Raw genomic sequence first — 21,830 nt, forward strand, 5'->3', positions numbered from 1 at the left:
GACATCGTGCGGCTGCTGGATACGCCGCGCCAGATCGGCCTGACGGTGACCGACAGCCTGCTGTTGGCGCCGGTCAAATCGGTCACGGCGGTGATCGGTCTGTCAAGCGAGCCGCAGCCCTGCCACAAGAACGGCTGCGAGGAATGCGGGAAGAAAAACTGCGAATACCGCAGGTAATAGAAACATTTCAGCCGCGCCGCGGCTTTTGGGGGATATACAATGACCTTTCTTGAAGCAATGAGTAAAAAACGCCTTTTCTGCGACGGCGGCATGGGCACCATCCTGCAGGAACGCGGCCTCAAGGCCGGCGAGCTGCCGGAAACGTGGAACCTGTCGCACCCGGATGCGATCACCGCGGTGCACCGCGCCTATCTGGAAGCGGGAAGCGATATCATTACCACCAACACCTTTGGCGCCAACGCGCTGAAATATCCGGACGACCTGCGTCAGGTTGTCACGGCGGCGGTGCGGTGCGCCCAAACAGCCCGCGACGAGGCCGCTAGGCCGGATGCTTATATCGCGCTCGATCTGGGTCCAACAGGCAAACTGTTAAAACCCATGGGCGATCTGGACTTTGAAAAGGCGGTAGCGCTCTTCTCCGAGACCGCGCGTATCGGCGCGGAAGCGGGCGCGGACCTCATTTTGATCGAGACCATGAGCGACAGCTATGAGGCCAAAGCCGCCGTGTTGGGCGCCAAGGAAGGCTGCGATCTGCCCGTGCTCATCACGCTGATCTTTGACGAAAAGGGCAAGCTGCTCACTGGCGGCACGGTGGATTCCGCATGCGCCATGCTGGAAGGACTGCGCGTGGACGCGCTTGGCGTGAATTGTGGGTTGGGTCCGAAGCAGATGCTGCCGATCGTTAAGCGTCTGCGAGAGATCAGTTCGCTGCCGCTGATCGTCAATCCCAACGCCGGACTGCCGCGCAGTGAAAACGGCAAGACCGTGTTCGATGTCAACCCGGCGGAATTTGCGGACTGTATGGCCGAACTCGCCTCGCTGGGCGTTTCTATCATGGGCGGCTGCTGTGGTACCACGCCCGAGCACATCCGCCACACCGTGGCGGCCTGTCAGGATCTCCCGTTTACGCAGCCCGTAAAAAAGCACCGCACCGTGGTTTGCTCCTTTTCGCAGGCGGTCGAGATCGGCGGCGCGCCGGTCATTATCGGCGAACGCATCAATCCCACGGGAAAAAGCAAATTTAAGGAAGCGCTGCGGGAAAACCGCATGGAATATATTTTGAACGAGGGCCTGACGCAGGAGGATAACGGCGCGCACATTCTGGATGTCAACGTCGGCCTGCCCGGAATCGATGAGCCCGCGATGATGGAGCGGGTCGTTACCGGACTGCAAAGCGTCACCGCGCTGCCGCTGCAGATCGACACCTCGGATTATACCGCGATGGAACGCGGCATGCGCCTTTACAACGGCAAGCCCATGCTCAACTCGGTCAGCGGCAAGCGCGAGAGCATGGAGGCCGTATTCCCGCTGGTACGGAAATACGGCGGCGTGGTCGTCGGTTTGGCGCTGGACGAAAGCGGCATCCCGGATACCGCCGAAGGCCGCGTCGCGATCGCAAAGCGCATCTACGAGACCGCCGAGGCTTACGGAATTTCTCGGGACGATATCGTGATCGACGCGCTGGCGATGACCATCTCTTCGGACAGCGGCTCGGCGCTCGTCACGTTGGAAACGCTGCGCCGGATCCGTGATGAATTGCAGGGGCACACGATTCTTGGCGTGTCCAACATCTCGTTCGGTCTGCCGCAGCGTGAAATCATCAACGCCAACTTTTATACCATGGCGCTGCAAAACGGATTGAGCTGCGCGATCATCAACCCAAACGCGGACGCAATGATGCGTTCCTACCGCGCCTTCCTTGCCCTTTCGGACCGCGATCCGCAGTGCGCCGGATATATCGCGGCCTACGGCGGGCAGGCGGCGGTGGAAAAGGCGCAGCCCGCCGGAGCGCCACTGCCACTCGGAGAGACCATTGAAAAGGGCCTGCGCGAGCATGCCGCAAAAGCGACGGCGGAGCTGCTTCAAGCGATGGCGCCGCTTGAAGTTGTGAATACCGAATTGATCCCTGCGCTTGACCGCGTGGGCAAGGGCTTTGAAAAGGGCACGGTTTTCCTGCCACAGCTGCTGATGAGCGCGGAAGCCGCCAAAGCCGCTTTTGAAGTTGTGAAAGACGCAATGAAGGGCGAAGCCACGGAAAAGAAGGGCACAATCATTTTGGCGACGGTCAAGGGCGATATCCATGATATCGGCAAAAACATCGTCAAGGTGCTGCTCGAAAATTACGGTTATGAGGTCATGGATCTGGGCAAGGACGTGCCGCCCGAATCGATCGTTCTCGCGGCGGAGCAAAACGGCGTCGCACTCGTCGGCCTGAGCGCCTTGATGACGACGACGGTGGTTAGTATGGAGGCGACGATACGGCTGCTGCGCGAGCGCTGCCCTCAAACAAAGATCGTGGTCGGCGGCGCGGTGCTGACGCCCGAGTACGCGGAATCGATCGACGCGGACTTTTACGCGCGCGACGCCATGGCGACCGTTCATTGCGCACAAAAGGTACTGGGCTAACAACAAAGTCAGGGCGTGTTGCTTTTTATGCAACACGCCCTGTTTTTCAATTTTAAGCAGCGGCAAGCTCTTGCAGCGCTTCTTGTTTATTATCGGCGGAGAAGAGAAATGCGCCGGATGCGTCATACACCTCTACATGCCCGCCTACATACTCAATCGAATAGCTCATTTTTCGTTCTCCTTTCTTTTACTATCCTTAGTATAGCAAAGAAGGAGTCCAATAAACCGGACTTAATCGAGCATGGCGTAAAGTTGTTTTTGGAAATCAGCGCGTACTTCGGCGGGTTCAGCAATGGTGACCGCGCCGCCCAGCCCAAATACCCACGAGAAAAACTGCGGACTGACCGCAACCGTGACGGAGATGGAAAAATGCGTGTCGCTATGTCGGCGGATCATCACATCCGTACCAAACCGGTCGCGGATCACACCGATAAAACGGTTTTCACAAACAAGGGTCACAGCCTTTTCCTCGCCGGAAAACATACCGAACATTTTGCGGGAATAGGCGGCGATGTCAAAAGCGTCCTCAAAATGCCGCTGTCCCTCGCGAGGTTCAGGCAGCACCTCAAGCTGTTCCATCTTGTCCACGCGGTAATGGCGTATTTGATCGGCCGCGCTGTCAAAGCCGACGAGATAGTAGTTTTCGTCGTCCCAAGTGAGCGCCCATGGACTGATGCGGTAGGCCGCGCCATTCTTTCGGTATCTCTTTTGGATAGGCGGCTGCGCGTTGTAATCTAGCGCCCATTCAAAATAGCGAAACGAGATCTTCATCCCGGCGGAAATCGCCTCATGCAGACGGTCGATGCTATAGTAGATACCCTCGTTCATGGTTTTGACGCGACCCGATATGTATACCTGACGCTGGAGCGCGCGGGCTTGCGGCTCGCTGGCGAGCGATTCCACCTTATGGATCAGCTCGCGCGATTTTTTCTCGGTGATGAAACGCGAGCACTGTACCGCGTCCACGAGCAGCTTTAGCTCGGGCAGCTCAAAATCTCGCGAGGCCACATAATAACCGCCGTTTCGTCCCCGCTGCATCAGGATATCCAGACCAAAATCCTGCAAAGCGGCAATATCGTCGTAAATACTTTTGCGCTCAGCCTCGATGCCTTGCTGGGCAAGGGCGGCAATCAGCTCGTCCATGGTCAGCCGGTTGTTTTCGTCGGTCTTCTCGGTCAAAATCTTGGCCAAATAAAGCAGCTTTAACTTTTGATGCGCGTTTTTAGCCATGGCCCGCCCCCCAATCCGCCAGTGCGCTTTCGTAGGCCGCGCTGGTTACGGGGTCAAAGCAAACCATGGTCACGCGTTCGATCGCCGGGTGCGCGGCAAGCGCGGCCATGATCGTTTGAATGGCGATGGCCGCCGCGCGATCAAGCGGGAAATGGTATACCCCCGTACTGATCGACGGAAAGGCCACGGTTTTGCAGCCGAGAGACGCCGCGACATCCAAACAATTCCGATAGCACGAAGCGAGCAGCTCATCTTCACCTTGGGCGCCGCCATGCCAAATAGGGCCCGGCGTATGGATGATATGTCGGCAGGGCAGACGGTAAGCCTTTGTCGACTTAGCCTGACCCGTTTGACAGCCATGAAGCGTGCGGCATTCCGCCAGCAGCTCCGGTCCCGCCGCACGGTGGATCGCCCCGTCCACACCGCCGCCGCCAAGCAGGCTGGTGTTGGCAGCATTGACGATCGCATCCGTCTGCATATGCGTAATATCGCCTTGGATCACCTGTAAACGTTCCATTGTATACGCCTCCTGAAAAGGAAATTCTGGATGGGACCAGTATAAGCTATTTTGCTAAAAAAGGCAAGTTTGACGGCGGCGGCCAGCCGCGGTATAATACTAATAACGCGCTTCCGGCCGCATGAAACGCCGCGCTTATGTAGGAGAAAATAAATATGAAACTGCGAAGTGAATACACCTGTCCGCTGGAAATGACGCATGACATGCTCAAGGGTAAATGGAAGCCCATTATCATATGGCAGCTCAGCCAAGGCGGCTGTTCCTTATCTGAAATGAAAAAGGCGATACAGGGCATCAGTCAAAAGATGCTGGTGCAGCATTTAAACGAACTGCTGGAATGCGGCATGATCGGCAAGACCGTCAGCGATGGTTACCCGCTGAAATCCGATTACTTTCTCACGGATCGGGGGAGAAAGGTGTTTGAAGCGATCTCCATCATGCAAAGCATTGGAATAGAAATGATGTTGGAGGACGACAGGGAGGACTTTTTACGCGAAAAGGGCTTGCTTTAGGCGCTCCGAAGAAAATGGATATGAAATAGCAAGGAAAGGGGCAGGCGAGTTTGGATAAGCCAATGAGCGTATACGCCGCGGACGCACCGCGTGTTTTGCGCGATTTTTTGACCTATATTTCGACGATCCGCGGTAAATCCGCTAAAACAGCACACGAATACTATCTGGATCTGCGGTTGTTTTTTCGCGTACTCAAGCGTAACAAGGACATGGTACCGGCGGACATGCCGATCGAGCAGATCCCGATAGAGGATATCGACGTGTCGTTTTTACAAGGCGTTACGCTGTCGGATGCATACGACTATTTGGAGTACATGTCCGGTGAACGGCCGACACAGCAAAACAGCACGGAAAGCGGCTATGGACTGAGCAGCACCTCGCGCGCGCGCAAGGTATCCTCCATCCGCGCTTTTTTTCGCTATGTGTGCGATAAGCAGCATTTACTCGAAACCAATCCAATGGCCGGCTTGGAATCTCCCAAGGTGCGCCACGCGCTGCCCGCATACCTGTCGACTGAGGATTCACTGCGCTTGCTCCAATCGGTGGAGGGGGAATACCGGGAACGGGATTATTGCATTCTGACGCTGTTCCTGAATTGCGGCATGCGGGTATCCGAGCTCGTCGGCCTTAATTTGCAGGATTTTCAGGGCGACACCGTGCGTGTGACCGGCAAAGGCAATAAGCAGCGCACGGTCTATCTGAACGAGGCCTGCGCCGCCGCGCTTGCGGCTTATTTGCCCACGCGCCTGAAACCGCATGATAAGGATAAAAACGCACTATTCGTCAGCCGTAACCGCAATCGCATCAATGTGCAGACGGTCAAATGGCTGGTGAAAAAGTATCTGGGGCAGGCGGGGCTGGATACGCAGAAATACTCGGCTCACAAGCTGCGCCATACCGCGGCCACGCTCATGTACCAGAATGGCGTTGATATTCGCACACTGCAAAGCATTCTAGGCCATACAAGCGTGGATACGACCATGATCTATACCCATATCGAAGATCAAAGCATCCGCGAGGCGGCGCACAAAAATCCGCTGGCCTCGGTGCGCCCGCCGGACAACGATGAGCCGGACAGCGACGAAAATTGATGTTTCAACTGAATGAAAAGTATACGGAGGCTAAAATGTTTGATATAAGAAAAATGCAAGAAAGTATGATCTATGAAGCTGTCAGAGCGGAAAGTGATATGGATACTGCTAAAAAAGTTGTGTATGGAGACTATGATGAATCCAAAACCGAAGACAACGCCGACTGGGTAAAATCAACAATGAGCCGGTTGGAAGACAAATTTGATTTTGATTCAATGAAACGCATCCGAATGAATTGTCAATGTGGGTATGGAATGGATGAAAAACTAGAGCTTTTAAAAGAGCTCATGGGATCCGCTACCAGCATGGAGGAACTTGCAAAATCTGATAAGGCGAAATCTGCGGGTCTTCTTTATAAAGATGGCGATCTGTATCTCCAGTTTTGGTTTTGCCCTTGTCCCATGGTTGCAGAAGTAGAGAAGCTGGAAACAAGCTCTTGGTGTCAATGTACCACCGGATACAGCAAGGTACTTTTTGAAAAAGCGTTTGGCTGTGAGGTGGATGTCGAATTGTTAAAAAGCATAAAAACAGGCGCTGATAGTTGCCTGATGAAAATAATTCCCCACCGTTCGATCTGGTAATGATACGGCGGATAGAGGACAAACCGACTTAAAATGAGGCTTTGTTTTGATCGACAGACTGTCAAGAATAGTTTTTTTAACAGTCTCAAACAAAAGACGGACTGCCGGTAAACCCCGGCAATCCGTCTTTTGTTTACTTGGAAGCGATCACGTCCGACATATCGTACATGCCGGGCTGGGTGCAGGTCGCCATGAAGGCGGCGGCGTCCACCGCGCCGACGGCGAATACCTCGCGCGAGAGTGCCGTGTGGCGAATCTCAATGACCTCGTCGCGGCCGCAGAACAATACGCTGTGCTCGCCTACGATCGTACCGCCGCGGATCGCGGAAATACCGATCTCGTGCGCGGGCCGCTTTTCGCGGCGCTCATGGCGGTCGTAGACGTACGCCGCATCATAGGGCAGCGCTTCGGAAACAGCGTCCGCCAGCATGAGTGCGGTACCGGAGGGAGCGTCAAGCTTTTGGTTGTGGTGCTTTTCTATGATCTCCACATCAAAGCCTTCGCCAAGGACACCGGCGCTTTTTTTCAATAGATCAATCATCAAATTGATGCCGAGCGACATGTTGCCCGAACGGAACACCGGAAACTTTGCCGAAGCCGCGCGAATGTTTTGCAGCTGCTCGGCGGAATGGCCGGTGGTGCAGATAACGATCGGGACCTGATGCTTTTCGCAGTAGGAGAGCAGGTGCTCGGTGCTCGATGCATTGGAAAAATCAATGATCACATCGCAAACGCCCGTATACTCAAACGGATCGGCAAAAACAGGGAAGTCACCGGTTTTTGCGGCGTTCAGGTCAAAGCCCGCCGCAATGCGCATATCGCTCCGCTTGGAAACGATATCGGTCACGACATGGCCCATACGGCCGTTGCAGCCGGAAAGCGCAATATTCAGCATTTTTCAAACTCCTTACTTTTCGGGCGGCAGCCTTAGATCTTGCAGCCCGCAGCCGCGAGTTCGCGGCGAATAAATTCCGTGTGCTCGTCGCTCGGATCGACCAGCGGCATACGCAGACCACCGACATCCCAGCCGAGCAGCGCCATGGCCTTCTTGACCGGAATGGGGTTGACCTCGCAGAACAGCGCGTCAATCAGGTTATGCAGGCCAAGCTGTAGCTTTGCCGCTTCCGGATAGCGGTTTTCCAAACAAAGCTGGGTCAGATCGTGCGTTTCACGCGGGGCAACGTTGGAAAGTACCGAGATAACACCCTTTCCGCCGAGCGCCATCAAGGGAACGATCTGGTCGTCGTTGCCGGACCAAACGTTCAGTTCGTCGCCGCACTTGCTCATGACCTCGGCCAGCAGCGTGAAGTTGCCCGAAGCCGCCTTCAGTCCGTTGATATTCGGATGCTTCGACAGCTCCAGAAGCGTATCCGCCGTAAAGCACACGCCGGTGCGGCTGGGCACGTTGTAAAGGATGATCGGCAGGTCCGAGCAGTCCGCGATCTCCGTAAAGTGTGCGACAAGGCCGCGCTGAGAGGTCTTATTGTAATAGGGCGTGACCGAAAGGCCGCCGTCGGCGCCGCAGGATGCGGCAAACTTTGTCAGTTCTACCGCGTAGTCGGTGTGGTTGGAGCCGACGCCCGCGACCACGGGCACGCGGTGGTTGACGTATTCGCAGGTAAAGGAGAGCACTTCCTTGTGCTCCTTGTCGCGCAGCGCGGAGGCTTCGCCGGTCGTACCGCAAACGATGATCGCATCCGTGCCGTTTTCGATCTGGTGGTCAAGGATCTTCTTAAAGGATTCGTAATTGACCGAACCGTCCGCATGGAACGGCGTAATGACGGCAACGCCCGCACCTGTAAAAATGGGATTCTTCATAGTAGTTTGGCCTCCTTAACGGTCCATATACCCTTCGGCGCAAAGCAACTCGGCCATCAGGACCGCGCCGCCCGCCGCACCGCGCAGGGTGTTGTGAGAAAGACTGACGAACTTGTAATCATAGAGGCTGTCCTCGCGCAGGCGGCCGATCGAAACGCCCATGCCGCCTTCCAGATCGCGGTCAAGCCGGGTCTGCGGCCGGTTATCCTCTTCAAAATAGGTAAGAAAGTGTTCCGGCGCGGAAGGAAGCTTCCAGTTCCTGCGCACGGCCGGAAAAGCTCTTCCAGCGCGCGATCATTTCCTCCTTCGAGGGTTTGTTTTTAAACTTTACAAAAGCGGCCGCCATATGTCCGTCCGACGCGGCGACACGCAGGCACTGCGCGGTAATCACGGGGCAAACAGCGGAAACGATCCGGTCGCCTTCGATATGGCCCCAAACCTTCATCGGCTCCTTTTCGCTCTTCTCTTCCTCGCCGCCGATGTAGGGAATCACGTTGTCGACCATCTCGGGCCACGATTCAAAGGTTTTGCCCGCGCCGGAGATCGCCTGATAGGTGCACACGGCGACCTCGGTCGGTTCAAAATCCATCAACGCGGAAAGGGCGGGGACATAGCTTTGGATCGAGCAGTTGGACTTGACCGCGATAAAGCCGCGCTTCGTGCCAAGGCGCTCCCGCTGCGCGGGAATGATCTTTGCATGATCCGCGTTGATCTCCGGGATGATCATCGGAACGTCGGGGGTCATGCGGTGCGCAGAGTTGTTGGAACAGACCGGGCACTCAAGCTTTGCGTAGCGCTCTTCCAAGGCGCGGATCTCTTCTTTTTTCATATCGACGGCGCAGAAAATGAAATCCACCTTAGCGGCGATCTCCTCCGCGTCGGCCGTTGCGTCGAACAGCACCATGTCTTTGTACCCTTCGGGCATTGGCTTCGCCATCTTCCAGCGGCCTTCGCAGGCTTCCGCATAGGTTTTGCCACGGTTGCGGCCGCTGGCCGCAACCGCAACGACCTCGAACCAAGGGTGGTCTTCGAGCAGCAGGGAAAACCGCTGGCCCACCATGCCCGTCGCACCGACTATGCCGACTTTGTAATGATTCATTTCGTTCAGATCCTCCCAAAAGAATTAAAATCACACGGATTTCGGTAAAATCACGTGAAATAATGGCGGCAAAGAAAAATACCGGTTGAAAAACCGGTATGACCTATACTATAATAGAAGCTGCGAACATCGCATCGCTTCTAAAAAAGGATAGCTCTCCACCGGCATAACTGCTGATGACAGACGCTGGGATATTCTCCCCGGCATCCAGCACAGCTTGCCGTAACAAGGCTGCACTTCGGCGGGAGACCCTTTTTCGACTGCTCCTTGGGGTTAACGGCCCCTCCCAGACGATACTGATGAAACCCGCGCCTCTATCTTTGCGATCCACTTGTTCCTATATTGTAAAATAATGCAGGATATTTGTCAATAGAGCGCGCAAAATTAACTGGAGGACAAAAAAGATGAAACGATTCCTTTCCATGCTGCTGTCGTGTACGCTGGCGGTCGGCCTGCTGAGCGCTGTGCCGGCTTCGGCCGTCGATACGGATATCACGCTCCGCGTCGGCCTGTTTTACGAATCTACCGCGCTGCCCGAGGCAAAGCTGGAAAACGTCGATACCGCGGGCTACACCGCCGGTAAGTACGATGGCATGACCTTTGTGCCCGATAAGACCATATCCAATAAAGAGCTGACGGTGAAGATCATTTCCGATGTTTTTACGGTGACCGATACGATTTCCGGAGAAACGCTATATACGTCCGCCGCCGGGGCGGACAATCTGGCGATCCGCCCCAACAGCGAGCTGACATGGTGCAAGGGCTACAAATGGCGCGGCGATTTTGTTTACCGAAAGGCGTCCAATGGAAACGTCGCCGTTATAAACTATGTCGGCTTAGAAGATTATGTGAAGGGCGTGCTACCCTACGAGGTCAGTGCGGATTGGCCGATCGAAGCGCTCAAGGCGCAGGCGGTCTGCGCGCGCTCCTTTGCGCTCGGCACACTGGACAAGCATGCTTCCTATGGGTTTGACGTTTGTAACACGACCAACTGTCAGGTCTATAAGGGCGCGAATCTTGCCACGGATAATTCCGATCACGCGGTAGACCAGACCAAGGGTGAATATCTGACATACGGCGGCAAGCTTGCCGTGGGCTATTTCTTCTCCTCCGACGGCGGCGCGACAGAGGACGCAAAAAACGTTTGGGGCGGCGATTATCCGTACTTAAAGGGCAAGATCGATCCTTACGAGGATGTCAAGGGCGCGCAGAACGGCGTGTGGAGCGTAACGCTGACGCCTGCCGAGGTGCAGCAGAAGCTGATCGCCGCGGGCCATATGATCGGCGAGGTCGCGAGTGTCGCTGTGACCAAACGCACGGCGACCGACAATGTGAACGAAGTGACCGTGACGGATACGACGGGCAAGCAGGTCACGATCACCAAGGACGCGGTGCGCTCTGTCTTTGGGCTGAACAGCATCCGCTACACGATCACGCCCAATGTGGATGGGCGACCGATCACGACCCAAACGCCGAACATCACCCAAACAGCGGACACGCTGCCCAAAACCGAGCCGATCAAAATCAGCGCGACCGATCAAAACATTACGCTGAACGGTAAGGCGGTCGCGCCGCAGGGCTACAATATCAATGATTACAACTATTTTAAGCTGCGCGATCTGGCCTATCTACTGAGCGGCACCTCGGCGCAGTTCAACGTGGTCTGGAACAGTAAGGATAACCAGATCGAGCTTGCGAGTAAAACCAATTATGAAAAGGTCGGCGGTGAAATGACCCCGGCCGAGGGAACCGTAATAAAAAACTGCACGCCATCCGATTCCACCATCCTGCTGGATGGCAAAAAGATCGAGCTTGACGGCTACCGCGTCAACGGCAATAACTATTACAAGGTGCGCGACGTGGGCGAAAAGCTTGGCTTTGGCGTTGATTGGGACAAGCAAAGCCAGACCGTTTTGCTGACAAGCGCGCTTTCCGGCGACCCGGAGAGCCCGGACGACGGCGGAACAACCACGCCCGAGACCCCCACGGCCAAGGTGGACAGCTACACCTTCAACGGCACCGGCTGGGGCCACAGCGTGGGCATGAGCCAATACGGCGCGCTGGCCATGGCGAAAAAGGGCTATGATTACGACGAGATCTTATCGTTCTATTTCACCGATATCGAGATCAAGAAATAAGGAGGACGGGGCGCTCCGTGCGGGCGCCCCTGCTTTTTGAGATGAAAAAAAGTGATTTTTATTACGACCTGCCCGAGCGTCTGATCGCGCAGCATCCGCTGGCTGAACGGGACTCCTCGCGCCTGTTGGTGCTAGACCGGCGGGATGGCTCGGTGCAGCACCGGCATTTTAGGGAGCTTTTGGAATATGTGCGGCCGGGCGATTGCATGGTCTTTAACAATTCCCGCGTCATTCCGGCGCGGTTGATGGGGCACGCGGTCGGCCATACAACACCGATCGAAGTCCTGCTTTTGAATGACCGTGGGGAATGCCTTTGGGAATGCCTGACGCGCCCGGGCAGAAAAACGCGCGAGGGCGTCGAACTCACCTTTGGCGACGGCCTGCTCACCGCGACGGTAGAGAGCATCAATCCCAAAGACGGCAACCGCATGATCCGCTTTCACTACGAGGGCATTTTTCTGGAACTGCTAGATAAGCTTGGAACCATGCCGCTGCCGCCCTATATCCGTGAAAAGCTGGACGACCCCGAGCGCTACCAGACGGTCTACTCCAAGACGCCCGGCTCGGCCGCCGCGCCGACGGCGGGCCTGCATTTCACCGAAGAACTGCTTCAACTGCTGCGCGACAAGGGGGTAAAGCTCGCCTTTGTAACGCTGCACGTCGGTCTTGGCACGTTCCGCCCGGTCAAGGAAGAAGAGATCACCGACCATGTGATGCATTCCGAATTTTATATTATGGATGAGGACACCGCCCGTCTGATTAATGAAACAAGGGACGCGGGTGGAAGCGTTTGGGCGGTCGGCACCACGGCCTGCCGCACGATGGAGACCATCGCGGACGAGACCGGCCATGTGCGGGCTCAATCAGGTTGGACAGATATTTTTATCTATCCCGGCTACCGGTTTAAATCCATCGATCATCTGGTCACCAACTTCCATCTGCCCGAAAGCACGCTGATGATGCTAATCTCGGCCTTCGCGTCCCGCGAGATGGTGATGGAGGCTTACCGTCAGGCGGTCGAGGCCGAATACCGCTTTTTCTCGTTCGGCGATTCCATGCTGATATTATAAACCCCATAGGTGTGTGATTCGGCGTAATATGCGAAGATCGGCGATTATCTGGTGTGAGGATGACAAAGAGCGTCCACACGTATATCAAGAGCTAAAAACAGGAGAGAAAAATAATGAGCGGACAAAACAGGTCTGATGTGAAGGTCGGAGCGACAGTCAAGGTTATCCTGAAAGCAGACCAACGTACCGGCAAGTTGACAGAAGGTATTGTGGCGCGGATACTGACAAAGAGTAGCTGCCATCCTCACGGCATTAAAGTGATGCTTGCGGATGGGCAAGTCGGCCGGGTACAGGAAATCGTCGGATAGATGTTGGCAAATGTGTTATGAAGGAACCTTTAATAGCAAAGACAAATGACATGATTGTAGCTAGAATATGGAAACGATGAACGTTGAATAAGGAAATATTCAGTCAAATGATTGCATTATCAATACAATCAAGCAGATAATTTTGAGGATAGGGTTACTGTCATATGAATTTGAAAGAAATCATGGTGCTTGTAGATGGACAAGATAAAACACATGAAATCCGCGTAATTCAACATGATGCAAAAAGCAATAAAATGCTAATCAGTTATTTCAAAGGGGAAAAAGTGTATCCTTATTCTTGCAGCCGTGTTCAAAAGCTCGAGAATCCCAAGGTTATTGAATTAAACGAATGCGTTGCTTTTGTCGACGGTATGCCGGTTTTTGAACCGCAGGCTATCCTTAACTTTGGGGCGCGGATTCGGATAATTGGATACCGCGGCATAGCGGAAACCGTACTTCCGAGCGCGTTTTGTTTAGTAGAAAACAGTGCTTGCAATAACGATGCAGCGAGTATTTTAAACTACTTGAAAGATATCTCTCAGTACACGTCAAAAGCGAAAGAAGAAAACGCATTTCTAAAGCGTGAAATGGATAAGCTTACTTTCGTTCATCCTGAAAGCGTTTTAAGCTGTTATTTGAATCGGTTGCCGATTCAGGAAAGAACTCCTGAAATGGACGGCGTTATATTCCCGTTTCGGTTTAATTTGAGTCAAAAGAAGGCCTTGGAGAATGCCCTCGCACATTCCGTTTCTGTAATCGAAGGACCTCCCGGCACAGGCAAAACGCAGACAATTTTGAATATTATTGCTAACCTCATAGCTGTTCAGAAAAAAAGTGTCGGTGTCGTATCAAATAACAATGAAGCGGTCAAAAACGTCATTGAAAAGCTTTCAAAAGGTGGATACGGGTTCTTGACCGCTATGCTTGGAAAGAGTGAGAATCAGGACGCTTTTTTTGCAGATATGCCAGCTGCACAGGTAAAAGAATGGGATTGCAAAGAAGAGAAGAAAGCATTGATGGAGCAGCTTGCATCTATGAATGTGAAATTAGATCATTTACTGCAAGCAGACCGAAAGAGAGCCCAGCTCAAGCAGGAATTATTGGGCTGGAGACTTGAACAGGAACACTTTGAGATTTACTATGATCGGCAGGCTGTTGAGGAAATCGCAAAACTACCGCTTCTAAAGGCGAATCCAGATCAGATAATTTCATTTCTGGCGGAAACGACTCTGGCGCAAGAGCGTCAGCAATCAGATAAAATATTCTATAAGTTAAAGCTGCTGATTAAGTATGGTATTTGGAATCAAAAAGTGTTGCGGCAGCATGAGACGTCAGTTTTGCTAGGATTGCAGAAAGCGTTTTATAAAAAGCAAATAAGTAAATTGGAAAAAGAAATTATCGATTATAATCATCAGCTGGAAGGAGCCTGCTTTGAAGATTTGCTAAAGGATCATCAGCAGCTTTCAGAGAAATTCTTTCGCAAATGCCTCAATGAGAGTCATGGAAAGATGGCGCCGCCCAACTTTTCGAAAAAGAATTTTAAATTTCGCTTTCAGGAATTTATTAAAACTTTCCCCGTCATTCTTAGCACGACACATGCCCTGCGGTTATCGATTCCGCAAAACTACCTTTTAGATTATGTGATCATAGATGAAGCATCTCAAGTCGATTTAATTACAGGTGTATTGGCCCTTTCCTGTTGCCGGAATGTCATCATTGTAGGCGACACAAAGCAACTACCCCAAATTACCAATGATAAAATCAAAACCAAGCTAAAAACGGAGGCTGCTACTCCTATTTATGATTATTTCGCCCACAGTATCCTGTCCTCAGCCATAAACCTATATGGAGATCAACTGCCGCGTGAAATATTACGGGAGCATTATCGCTGTCATCCTCGAATTATTGAATTTTGCAATCAGAAATATTATGATGGTGAACTGATACCGTTCACAGAGACAAGTTTGTCGGAGCATCCTCTGGTGCTCTATCGAACGGTAGAGGGCAATCATATGCGTCAGGTGACGCAGGGAAACCAAAAGGGTATATATAATCAGAGAGAACTTGATGTTATTATTCAGGAGGTTTTGACTGCGCCAGAGTTTGCAATGGATCAGGGATCTATCGGAATTGTAACCCCGTATCGAAAGCAGGCGGATGAAGCTGGGAGAATAATTTCAGGTGGTGTTCAAAGCGATACTGTACATAAATATCAAGGGCGTGAAAAAGATACCATGATAATGTCCACGGTTCTGTCCGGAACCAGAGGCGAATATAGTTTAAATTTTGTGGATGACCCTCAAATGATCAATGTTGCTGTTTCTAGGGCCATTCGTCAGTTTATTCTGGTGACAGATCATGACTTGTTTTATAAAAAAGGAAAGGATATTGGTGACCTGATCCGGTATATACAATACAGCACATTGGATGAAAACGTGATTGAAAGTCAGGTTGTTTCTATTTTTGATCTACTGTATCAGAAGTACTCAAGTAAGCTGCTTCGGCTCAAAGCCAAAATGAAGTCTAGCGCGCCATACCAATCGGAAGAGGCTCTCCGCGTGCTGTTAGAGGATATCCTCAGCAAAGAAGAATTTCATCGATTCAGTTATACGCAGCAGGTTCTGCTGCGAAATTTGCTCCATGATACAGGATTATTAACGCCAGATGAATTGAGATATGTCAATAACAGAGCATCACTGGACTTTGTTGTGTTTTATAAGCAAGATAAAACTTGTGTTCTCGTCATTGAAGTGGATGGCTTTGCGTTCCATGAAAATAAACCGGATCAGTTAATAAGAGATGAGCTGAAGGACAATATTTTAAAAAAATACGGAATTCGGGTTTTGCGGCTGCCGACGAATGGTAGCGGGGAAGATGAAAAAATTCGCAATGCGTTGAGAGATTGTATCGCCTGATAGTAGCAGATAATCATTGATTGGAGAATGTATCAAAAGAGAACATCGGAAAACAGGGAAGAAGTTTGTGTTTGAGATAAGGCAGATAGCCATGCTTTTGTACTAAAGACACTGGGAAGATGCTTAAAAAAGAAAGAAACGCCCGTGCAGCAAGGGGGCGTTTCTTTCTTTTTGTGCATAATCCACGGAAAAGCGACAAAAACATGGAGGCGTTCGGTTGATTATTTCGTGTGGGGATGATAATATAAGGTAATAACGAGCTTTGCTGCCGTTCTAGAGATCGGCAGGCGCAAAAAGCTCTGTACACGGCTGGCCGTGGTGTGTCTTGGCGGGTTGTGTGCGGAAAGGAGCGATCGTCATGGAGTTATTTACCGTATTACAACAGGCCGGCGTGGATGTGGAAACCACGCTGCACCGTTTTGTCGGAAACGCCGCGCTGCTGAATCGATTTGTGAAAAAGTTTGCGCAGGATCCCACTTATCAGCAGTTGCGCGACGCCGTTGCCGCCGGGGATGTCGAGCGGATTGAAACAAGCGCCCATACGCTAAAAGGGACGGCGGCAAATTTGGGTTTCCAAAAGCTGAGCGACAATAGCGCCGCGTTGGTGTCAGCTATACGTGAACAGAAGGACGCGGAACAGGTCCGCCGGCTTTTTCAGGCGGTGCAAGAGGAATATCAAAAGCTTTTGAGCCTGATCGACCTGATCGACTAAGGAGAGAAGATGAGCGTTTTGGCTAAACAGAAGACGATACTGATTGTTGACGACGTCGAGCTTAACCGAGCCATCCTCTGCGAGCTATTCCAGCACACCTATGCCATTTTGGAGGCGGAGAACGGAGAAGAAGCGCTGCGCGTCATCAAGCAGCATCAGGAGGAGCTTTCGATCGTGCTGCTCGACGTCGTCATGCCGGTGATGGACGGAATCGAGGTGTTGCGCCGCATGCAGGGCAACGCCGCGCTGGAGCGTATCCCCGTCATCCTGATTACGGCGGAAAGCAGCGAGAGCACCGCGCTGAAGGGCTACAACCTAGGCGTGGCCGATATTGTCAACAAGCCGTTCAATCCGGAGATCGTCAGCCGCCGCGTTGAAAACGTCATGGAGCTGTACGAACATAAGCGACATTTGGAAAGCAAGCTGCAGGAGCAGTACGCCGCGCTGGAGGAACAGGCGAAGAAGCTGGCGCGCACCAGCGCGTTCGTGATCGATACGCTGTCCACCGTGGTCGAGTTCCGAAACGGCGAATCCGGCTCTCATATCCGCCGCATCCGGCAGATCACGCGCGTGCTGCTGGAAGCGCTGTCCGCGCAGTATGAGGAATACCGCTTTACCGACGCGCAAATCAGCCTGATCACCGACGCTTCGGCCCTGCATGATATCGGTAAGATCGCCATACCGGACTCGGTGCTTTTAAAGCCCGGCAAGCTGACCGAAAAAGAGTTCGAGGTGATGAAGTCTCACACCATCAAGGGCTGTGAAATTTTGCAGCGACTCGATCTCGGCCATCTGCAAAACGATGAGTTTTACCAGTACTGTTACGAGATCTGCCGCCACCACCATGAACGGTGGGACGGTCGCGGATATCCCGACGGGCTGCAGGGGAGCGAGATCACGATCTGGGCGCAGGTCGTATCATTGGCCGATGTGTATGAGGCGCTGACCAACGAGCGCGTCTATAAGCCGCCGTACACACACAGCAGCGCGGTATCCATGATCCTGAACGGCGAATGCGGCTCGTTCAACCCGCAGCTGCTCGACTGTTTTTTGCAGGCGTCCGACAAACTGCGTGAAATCACCGTTGTGCCGGCCCGTTCGGCTGGCGACGGCTCGGTGTCGCTCGAATCCGAGCTGGTATCCCAGCAGCCGCCCACGCCTTCGGGCCCGGCCACACTGACCGAACGCACCCTGCGCCTTTTGGAATTGGAGCGTGAAAAGTATCACGTGCTGGCCGAGCTTTCGGGCGAGATCACCTTTGACTACGACGTCAGCACCGACGTGCTGCAATTTTCAGAAAAGTTTGTTTCTGTTTTTAACGAAAGCTTCCGTATGATGCACGCGCGCGAAACGCTGTGCAACTCCACCATGATCTACGAAGCGGATAAAAAGATCATTGAGGAAAAGCTGGCCCAGCTGACGCCCGCCGACAACGTGCGGAAATTTGAGCTGCGGATCAAGACCAACACCGGGGAATACGAATGGTTTGAAATTTGGATTAACGGCATCTATATGGCGGATGAAAGCGATTCGTGCTCCAACCTGATCGGCAAGCTGACCAATGTAAACGAAACCAAGCTGGAAAACGCGCGGCTGCGGCGGCGGGCGGAGACCGATCCGCTAACCGGCCTTTATAACCGCTCGGCGGTCAAACGCATGGCCGAGGGCGAGGTCGGCGCGGTGTTTTTTATCGATGTGGACGATTTCAAAGGCATCAACGACCGCTTCGGCCATGCCAACGGAGACCGCGTTCTGCAGCAGATCGGCAGCGGACTTAAAGCGATGTTCCGGCATGACGATCTGGTTGGTCGGATCGGCGGGGATGAGTTCGCGGTGTTCCTGCACGGCCAAAACGATCGGAGCCTGCTGGAACGCAAGGCGCAGGATATTTGCCGGATGTTTCAGGAGGTCCGCCTTCCGGAAGTGCGCGCGGCTTCGGTCTCGGGCAGCGTGGGCATCGCGCTCTGTCCTGAGGACGGCGCGGATTACGATGCTGCGATCGACTGCGCGGATCAGGCTCTTTACAGCGCGAAAAACGCGGGCAAAAACCGCTACGCTTTTTATGACCGCAACGCGAAAACGGCGGGCTTTCGCACCGTTCTTTCCGAGCCGGACAGCGATAAGCGCGAATAAGGCGGCGACAAACGGAACACGATAACGGGAAAGAGGTGTGAGGCATGGCCGAAAAACGAAAAGCCGATTTGTGCGTCCGGCACGCATCGGTGCTGAACAGCTATTTTAAAACCTTTGACCGCGCCGATGTATACATTAGGGACGGCAAGATCTTATATGTCGACCGCGCGGAAGAGCAGTGCTACGAAGCGGCCGAAGAGATCGACGGAGGCGGGGCCTATATGGTGCCCGGTCTGATCGATATCCATATGCACATTGAAAGCTCGATGATGACGCCCGCGGCCTTTTGTGAAAGGCTGGCGCAGTGCGGCGTGACCACGATCGTATCCGAGCCGCACGAAATGGCGAACGTGGGCGGCCTTAACGGTGTGACCGAAATGATCGAAGCGGGACGCGGCGCGCCTATCGATGTGCGGTACGGCATACCGAGCTGCGTGCCTTCCACCTCGTCCCGTCTCGAAACGACGGGCGGGGAGATTGGCTGCGCGGATATGGAAGCGCTGTACGGCGACCCTGCTGTCGCTTGTGTCGGCGAGGTGATGAATTACCGCCAGATCATACGCGAAAACGATTTGGAGATCACAAAGTTTCTGAAAAAGCTGCGCGCCGGGGATACGATTTTTCCGATTGAGGGCCACTGTCCGGCGCTTATGGGGGCCGATCTGGCTGAGTTTTTGTTTCTTGGCATCAACGGCGACCATACCGAGCACAGCGTGGAGGAGCTCAGGGCCCGCTTCGAGGGCGGTATGTTCGTGGAGATCCAGCAAAAGACGCTGTCTACAGAGGTGCTTACGCTCATCCGAGAAAATAATTTGTACGAATACTTTTGCTTTGTCACCGACGACGTCATGGCGGACAAGCTGGTGGAGGAAGGCCATCTGGACGCGCTGGTGCGTCAGGCGGTCGCGCTCGGCCTTGCGCCGGCGCAGGCGATCTATAACGCGACCTTTACGCCGGCGCGGCGCATGAACCTGCTCGACCGGGGCGCGCTCGACCCGGGCAAGCGTGCGGATTTCGTACTGCTCTCCGACCTTGCACGCTTTGAGGTACAGGCGACTTTTCGCGGCGGCAAATGCATTTATAAAAAGGGGTCGGCCAGTCACAAGCCGGCGAATACAAAGGCGTTTAGCGCGCCGTACTACAGTAGCATCCATTTAACGCCGCAGACGGAGCAGCGCTTTGCGATGCAGGCACCGGTATGGCAGGGCACGGTACGCGTTCGCGCCATCGAGGTGCGGGACGGCAGTACACGGACGGAAGAGCGCATTTTTGAACTCCCCGTGCAGAACGGTCTGGTGCAGTGGGAGGGGAGCGGCCTGTTGCTCGCGGTCGTGCTGGAACGGTACGGAAAAAACGGCGGGATCGGCTACGGCTTTATGACGGGCGACTGCCATAAGCGCGGCGCGGTCGCGACCAGCTATGCGCACGATTGCCACAACCTGCTCGCGGCCGGCGCAACGGCGCGCGATTTAACGGCGGCGGTCAATCGCGTTATCGCGCTGCAAGGCGGCTTCGTCTGCGCCGAGGAGGGGGAGATACTGGCCGAGCTTAAGCTGGGTGTCGGCGGTATTTTGTCCGACCGTCCGGCGGAAGAGGTCGGCGCGGCCCTAGGCCGCGTGCGCGCGGCCATGACCGCGCTCGGCTACCGGCATTACAACCCGATCATGTCGTTCGGCACGATCACGCTGCCGGTCAGTCCGGCGCTCAAGCTGACGGATAAAGGCCTGATCGATGTCAAGGCGGCGCAGATCGTGCCGCTGTTTGTTGACAGCGTTTGATTGAAGACATAAAAATAGGGGGATTTTTTTATGAATAACTGGATGGAAAAGCGGTTCCACCTTAGCGAATACAAGACGAGTGTGCGCACCGAGATCGTGGCGGGCATCACTACTTTTGTCACGATGGCGTACGTGCTGGGCACGATACCGAATATGATGGGCAATGCTGGTATGGATCGCGGGGTTATCCTAACTTCGATGATCTTGCTTATTATTTTGACCACTGTGGCAATGGCGCTTGTCACCAACCGTCCCTTCGCCCTCGCGCCAGGCTCTTGGCAGCGTCGGCATTGTGGTGGGTATGATGGCGAACGACGGTGTTTCTCCGGCGGTAACGGCGGGCGTCATTTTCTGGAGCGGCATGATTTTTGTCGTCATCTCCTATATTGGCCTGCGCGACGCGGTCGTCAAGGCGATCCCACCCAGCCTCAAGCACGCGGTCAGCGCGGGTATCGGCCTGTTCATCGCGCTGCTCGGCTGCAAGAACGCCAAGCTCATTATCGCGGTAGAAGGCAAGAATAATCTGGGCTGGGGCGAGCTGGCCAGCCCGACCGTGGTTTTGGCGCTCATTGGCTTTATTTTAATCCTTGTCACCAAAACTATGAAGGTGCCGGGCTATATGATCGTTTCTATTTTGGTCACCACGCTGATCGGTATTCCGATGGGCATCACCAAGCTGCCGGAAACGCTGTTCACCGCGCCCGGCAACCCGCTCGGCAACTTTTTGAACATTGATCTGCTCGGCGCGCTGCGCTTCGCCTATATCCCGTTCCTGATTGCACTGTTCGTGCCCGATTTCTTTTCGACCTTTGGCACGGCGATCGGTGTGGGCGGCAAGGCGGGCTATCTGGATAAGGACGGCAACCTGCCCGGTATCGATCGTGTGTTCAAGGTAGACGCGGTCTCGACCGTGATCGGCTCTGCGTTCTGTATGCCCTGTATGACCACCTATCTTGAGTCCTCCGCGGGCGTCGAGGCGGGCGGCAAGACTGGTCTTACCGCCGTGTCCACCGCGGTATGCTTTGCGTTTACGCTGCTGCTCACGCCGATTGCGCTGATGATCCCTTCGGCCGCGACGGCGCCTGCGCTGATCATCATCGGCGTCGGCATGATGAGCGCGCTCAGAAACGTCGATTTCTCCGATTATACCGAGAGCTTTCCGGCGTTTATCTGTGTGGCGTTCACCGTCTTTGCGAACAATATTGCAAACGGCATCTGCGTGGCGCTGCCGATCTATCTGATCCTCAAGCTGGCCGCCGGCCGTATCCGCGAGATCCCGAAGGTTATGTACGTGCTGATCGCGGTGTGCCTGCTGTATTTCTGGACCATCTTATAATTGGTT

The 21,830-nt window shown here is 54.0% G+C and carries 17 protein-coding genes, 1 pseudogene and 1 riboswitch; of the genes and pseudogenes, 13 read left to right on the forward strand and 5 right to left on the reverse strand.

The annotated features are described in order from the left end of the window. The first annotated feature begins 6 nt into the window (after positions 1 to 6). The gene (locus RWV98_RS09865) at positions 7 to 177 is read left to right on the forward strand and encodes a hypothetical protein (RefSeq protein WP_317865593.1); all 171 of its coding nucleotides are present in this window, start codon (positions 7 to 9) and stop codon (positions 175 to 177) included. 42 nt (positions 178 to 219) lie between these two features. After that, positions 220 to 2,586: a homocysteine S-methyltransferase family protein gene (locus tag RWV98_RS09870; protein WP_317865595.1), complete on the forward strand. Its 2,367-nt coding sequence runs from the start codon at positions 220 to 222 to the stop codon at positions 2,584 to 2,586. A 231-nt stretch (positions 2,587 to 2,817) separates the two neighbouring features. On the opposite strand, the gene RWV98_RS09875 is transcribed toward RWV98_RS09870, so the two are convergent. Together RWV98_RS09875 and RWV98_RS09880 are read right to left on the reverse strand one after the other, a co-directional pair. Continuing rightward, entirely contained in the window at positions 2,818 to 3,816 is a 999-nt protein-coding gene (locus tag RWV98_RS09875) for a helix-turn-helix transcriptional regulator (protein ID WP_280960609.1), read from the reverse strand. Continuing rightward, positions 3,809 to 4,333: an O-acetyl-ADP-ribose deacetylase gene (locus tag RWV98_RS09880; RefSeq protein WP_280960610.1), complete on the reverse strand. Its 525-nt coding sequence runs from the start codon at positions 4,331 to 4,333 to the stop codon at positions 3,809 to 3,811. The genes RWV98_RS09875 and RWV98_RS09880 overlap by 8 nt, the downstream gene beginning before the upstream one ends. 155 nt (positions 4,334 to 4,488) lie before the next feature. Here RWV98_RS09880 and RWV98_RS09885 point away from each other — a divergent pair, with 155 nt between their 5' ends. The 3 genes from RWV98_RS09885 to RWV98_RS09895 are packed head-to-tail and all read left to right on the forward strand — an operon-like array spanning position 4,489 to position 6,517. After that, positions 4,489 to 4,845 carry a winged helix-turn-helix transcriptional regulator gene (locus RWV98_RS09885; RefSeq protein ID WP_317865598.1) on the forward strand — a complete coding sequence of 119 codons (357 nt, stop codon included), beginning with the start codon at positions 4,489 to 4,491 and terminating at the stop codon, positions 4,843 to 4,845. Positions 4,846 to 4,895: 50 nt separating this feature from the next. Next, entirely contained in the window at positions 4,896 to 5,936 is a 1,041-nt protein-coding gene (locus RWV98_RS09890) for a tyrosine recombinase XerC (protein ID WP_317865600.1), read from the forward strand. A 35-nt stretch (positions 5,937 to 5,971) separates the two neighbouring features. After that, positions 5,972 to 6,517, forward strand: coding sequence for a DUF6144 family protein (locus RWV98_RS09895; protein ID WP_317865602.1), 546 nt, complete (start codon positions 5,972 to 5,974; stop codon positions 6,515 to 6,517). Positions 6,518 to 6,650: 133 nt separating this feature from the next. Here RWV98_RS09895 and dapB read toward each other — a convergent pair whose 3' ends face one another. The 3 genes and pseudogenes from dapB to asd all read right to left on the reverse strand — a co-directional run bounded on the left by dapB (position 6,651) and on the right by asd (position 9,434). Continuing rightward, positions 6,651 to 7,412 carry a 4-hydroxy-tetrahydrodipicolinate reductase gene (gene dapB / locus RWV98_RS09900; protein ID WP_280960612.1) on the reverse strand — a complete coding sequence of 254 codons (762 nt, stop codon included), beginning with the start codon at positions 7,410 to 7,412 and terminating at the stop codon, positions 6,651 to 6,653. 32 nt (positions 7,413 to 7,444) lie between these two features. Next, positions 7,445 to 8,335 (reverse strand): 4-hydroxy-tetrahydrodipicolinate synthase, encoded by an 891-nt coding sequence (gene dapA, locus RWV98_RS09905; protein WP_280960613.1) that lies wholly within the window; start codon positions 8,333 to 8,335, stop codon positions 7,445 to 7,447. Between the two features lie 15 nt (positions 8,336 to 8,350). Further along, positions 8,351 to 9,434 (reverse strand): annotated as a pseudogene (asd, locus tag RWV98_RS09910) (aspartate-semialdehyde dehydrogenase). A 143-nt stretch (positions 9,435 to 9,577) separates the two neighbouring features. Further along, a riboswitch (Lysine riboswitch) is annotated at positions 9,578 to 9,759 on the reverse strand. Positions 9,760 to 9,838: 79 nt separating this feature from the next. Between asd and RWV98_RS09915 the strand changes: the two are divergent. The 8 genes from RWV98_RS09915 to RWV98_RS09950 all read left to right on the forward strand — a co-directional run bounded on the left by RWV98_RS09915 (position 9,839) and on the right by RWV98_RS09950 (position 21,824). Beyond that, positions 9,839 to 11,572: a SpoIID/LytB domain-containing protein gene (locus RWV98_RS09915; RefSeq protein WP_317865605.1), complete on the forward strand. Its 1,734-nt coding sequence runs from the start codon at positions 9,839 to 9,841 to the stop codon at positions 11,570 to 11,572. A 41-nt stretch (positions 11,573 to 11,613) separates the two neighbouring features. Then, entirely contained in the window at positions 11,614 to 12,642 is a 1,029-nt protein-coding gene (gene queA, locus RWV98_RS09920) for a tRNA preQ1(34) S-adenosylmethionine ribosyltransferase-isomerase QueA (RefSeq protein WP_317865741.1), read from the forward strand. A gap of 113 nt (positions 12,643 to 12,755) precedes the next feature. Next, positions 12,756 to 12,950, forward strand: coding sequence for a YwbE family protein (locus RWV98_RS09925; protein ID WP_317865607.1), 195 nt, complete (start codon positions 12,756 to 12,758; stop codon positions 12,948 to 12,950). A gap of 164 nt (positions 12,951 to 13,114) precedes the next feature. Then, positions 13,115 to 15,865, forward strand: coding sequence for an AAA domain-containing protein (locus RWV98_RS09930; protein ID WP_317865609.1), 2,751 nt, complete (start codon positions 13,115 to 13,117; stop codon positions 15,863 to 15,865). 358 nt (positions 15,866 to 16,223) lie between these two features. Further along, positions 16,224 to 16,577: an Hpt domain-containing protein gene (locus RWV98_RS09935; protein ID WP_280960619.1), complete on the forward strand. Its 354-nt coding sequence runs from the start codon at positions 16,224 to 16,226 to the stop codon at positions 16,575 to 16,577. Between the two features lie 18 nt (positions 16,578 to 16,595). Next, positions 16,596 to 18,710 carry a GGDEF/HDGYP domain-containing response regulator gene (locus tag RWV98_RS09940; RefSeq protein WP_317865611.1) on the forward strand — a complete coding sequence of 705 codons (2,115 nt, stop codon included), beginning with the start codon at positions 16,596 to 16,598 and terminating at the stop codon, positions 18,708 to 18,710. A 44-nt stretch (positions 18,711 to 18,754) separates the two neighbouring features. Then, the gene (locus RWV98_RS09945) at positions 18,755 to 20,488 is read left to right on the forward strand and encodes an adenine deaminase (protein WP_317865613.1); all 1,734 of its coding nucleotides are present in this window, start codon (positions 18,755 to 18,757) and stop codon (positions 20,486 to 20,488) included. A gap of 304 nt (positions 20,489 to 20,792) precedes the next feature. Beyond that, positions 20,793 to 21,824, forward strand: a complete 1,032-nt coding sequence (locus RWV98_RS09950; protein ID WP_442872114.1) for an NCS2 family permease — start codon at positions 20,793 to 20,795, stop codon at positions 21,822 to 21,824. The last annotated feature ends 6 nt before the right edge of the window (positions 21,825 to 21,830 follow it).

The sequence above is a fragment of the Agathobaculum sp. NTUH-O15-33 genome, from assembly GCF_033193315.1.
Classification (GTDB): Bacteria; Bacillota; Clostridia; order Oscillospirales; family Butyricicoccaceae; genus Agathobaculum; species Agathobaculum faecihominis_A.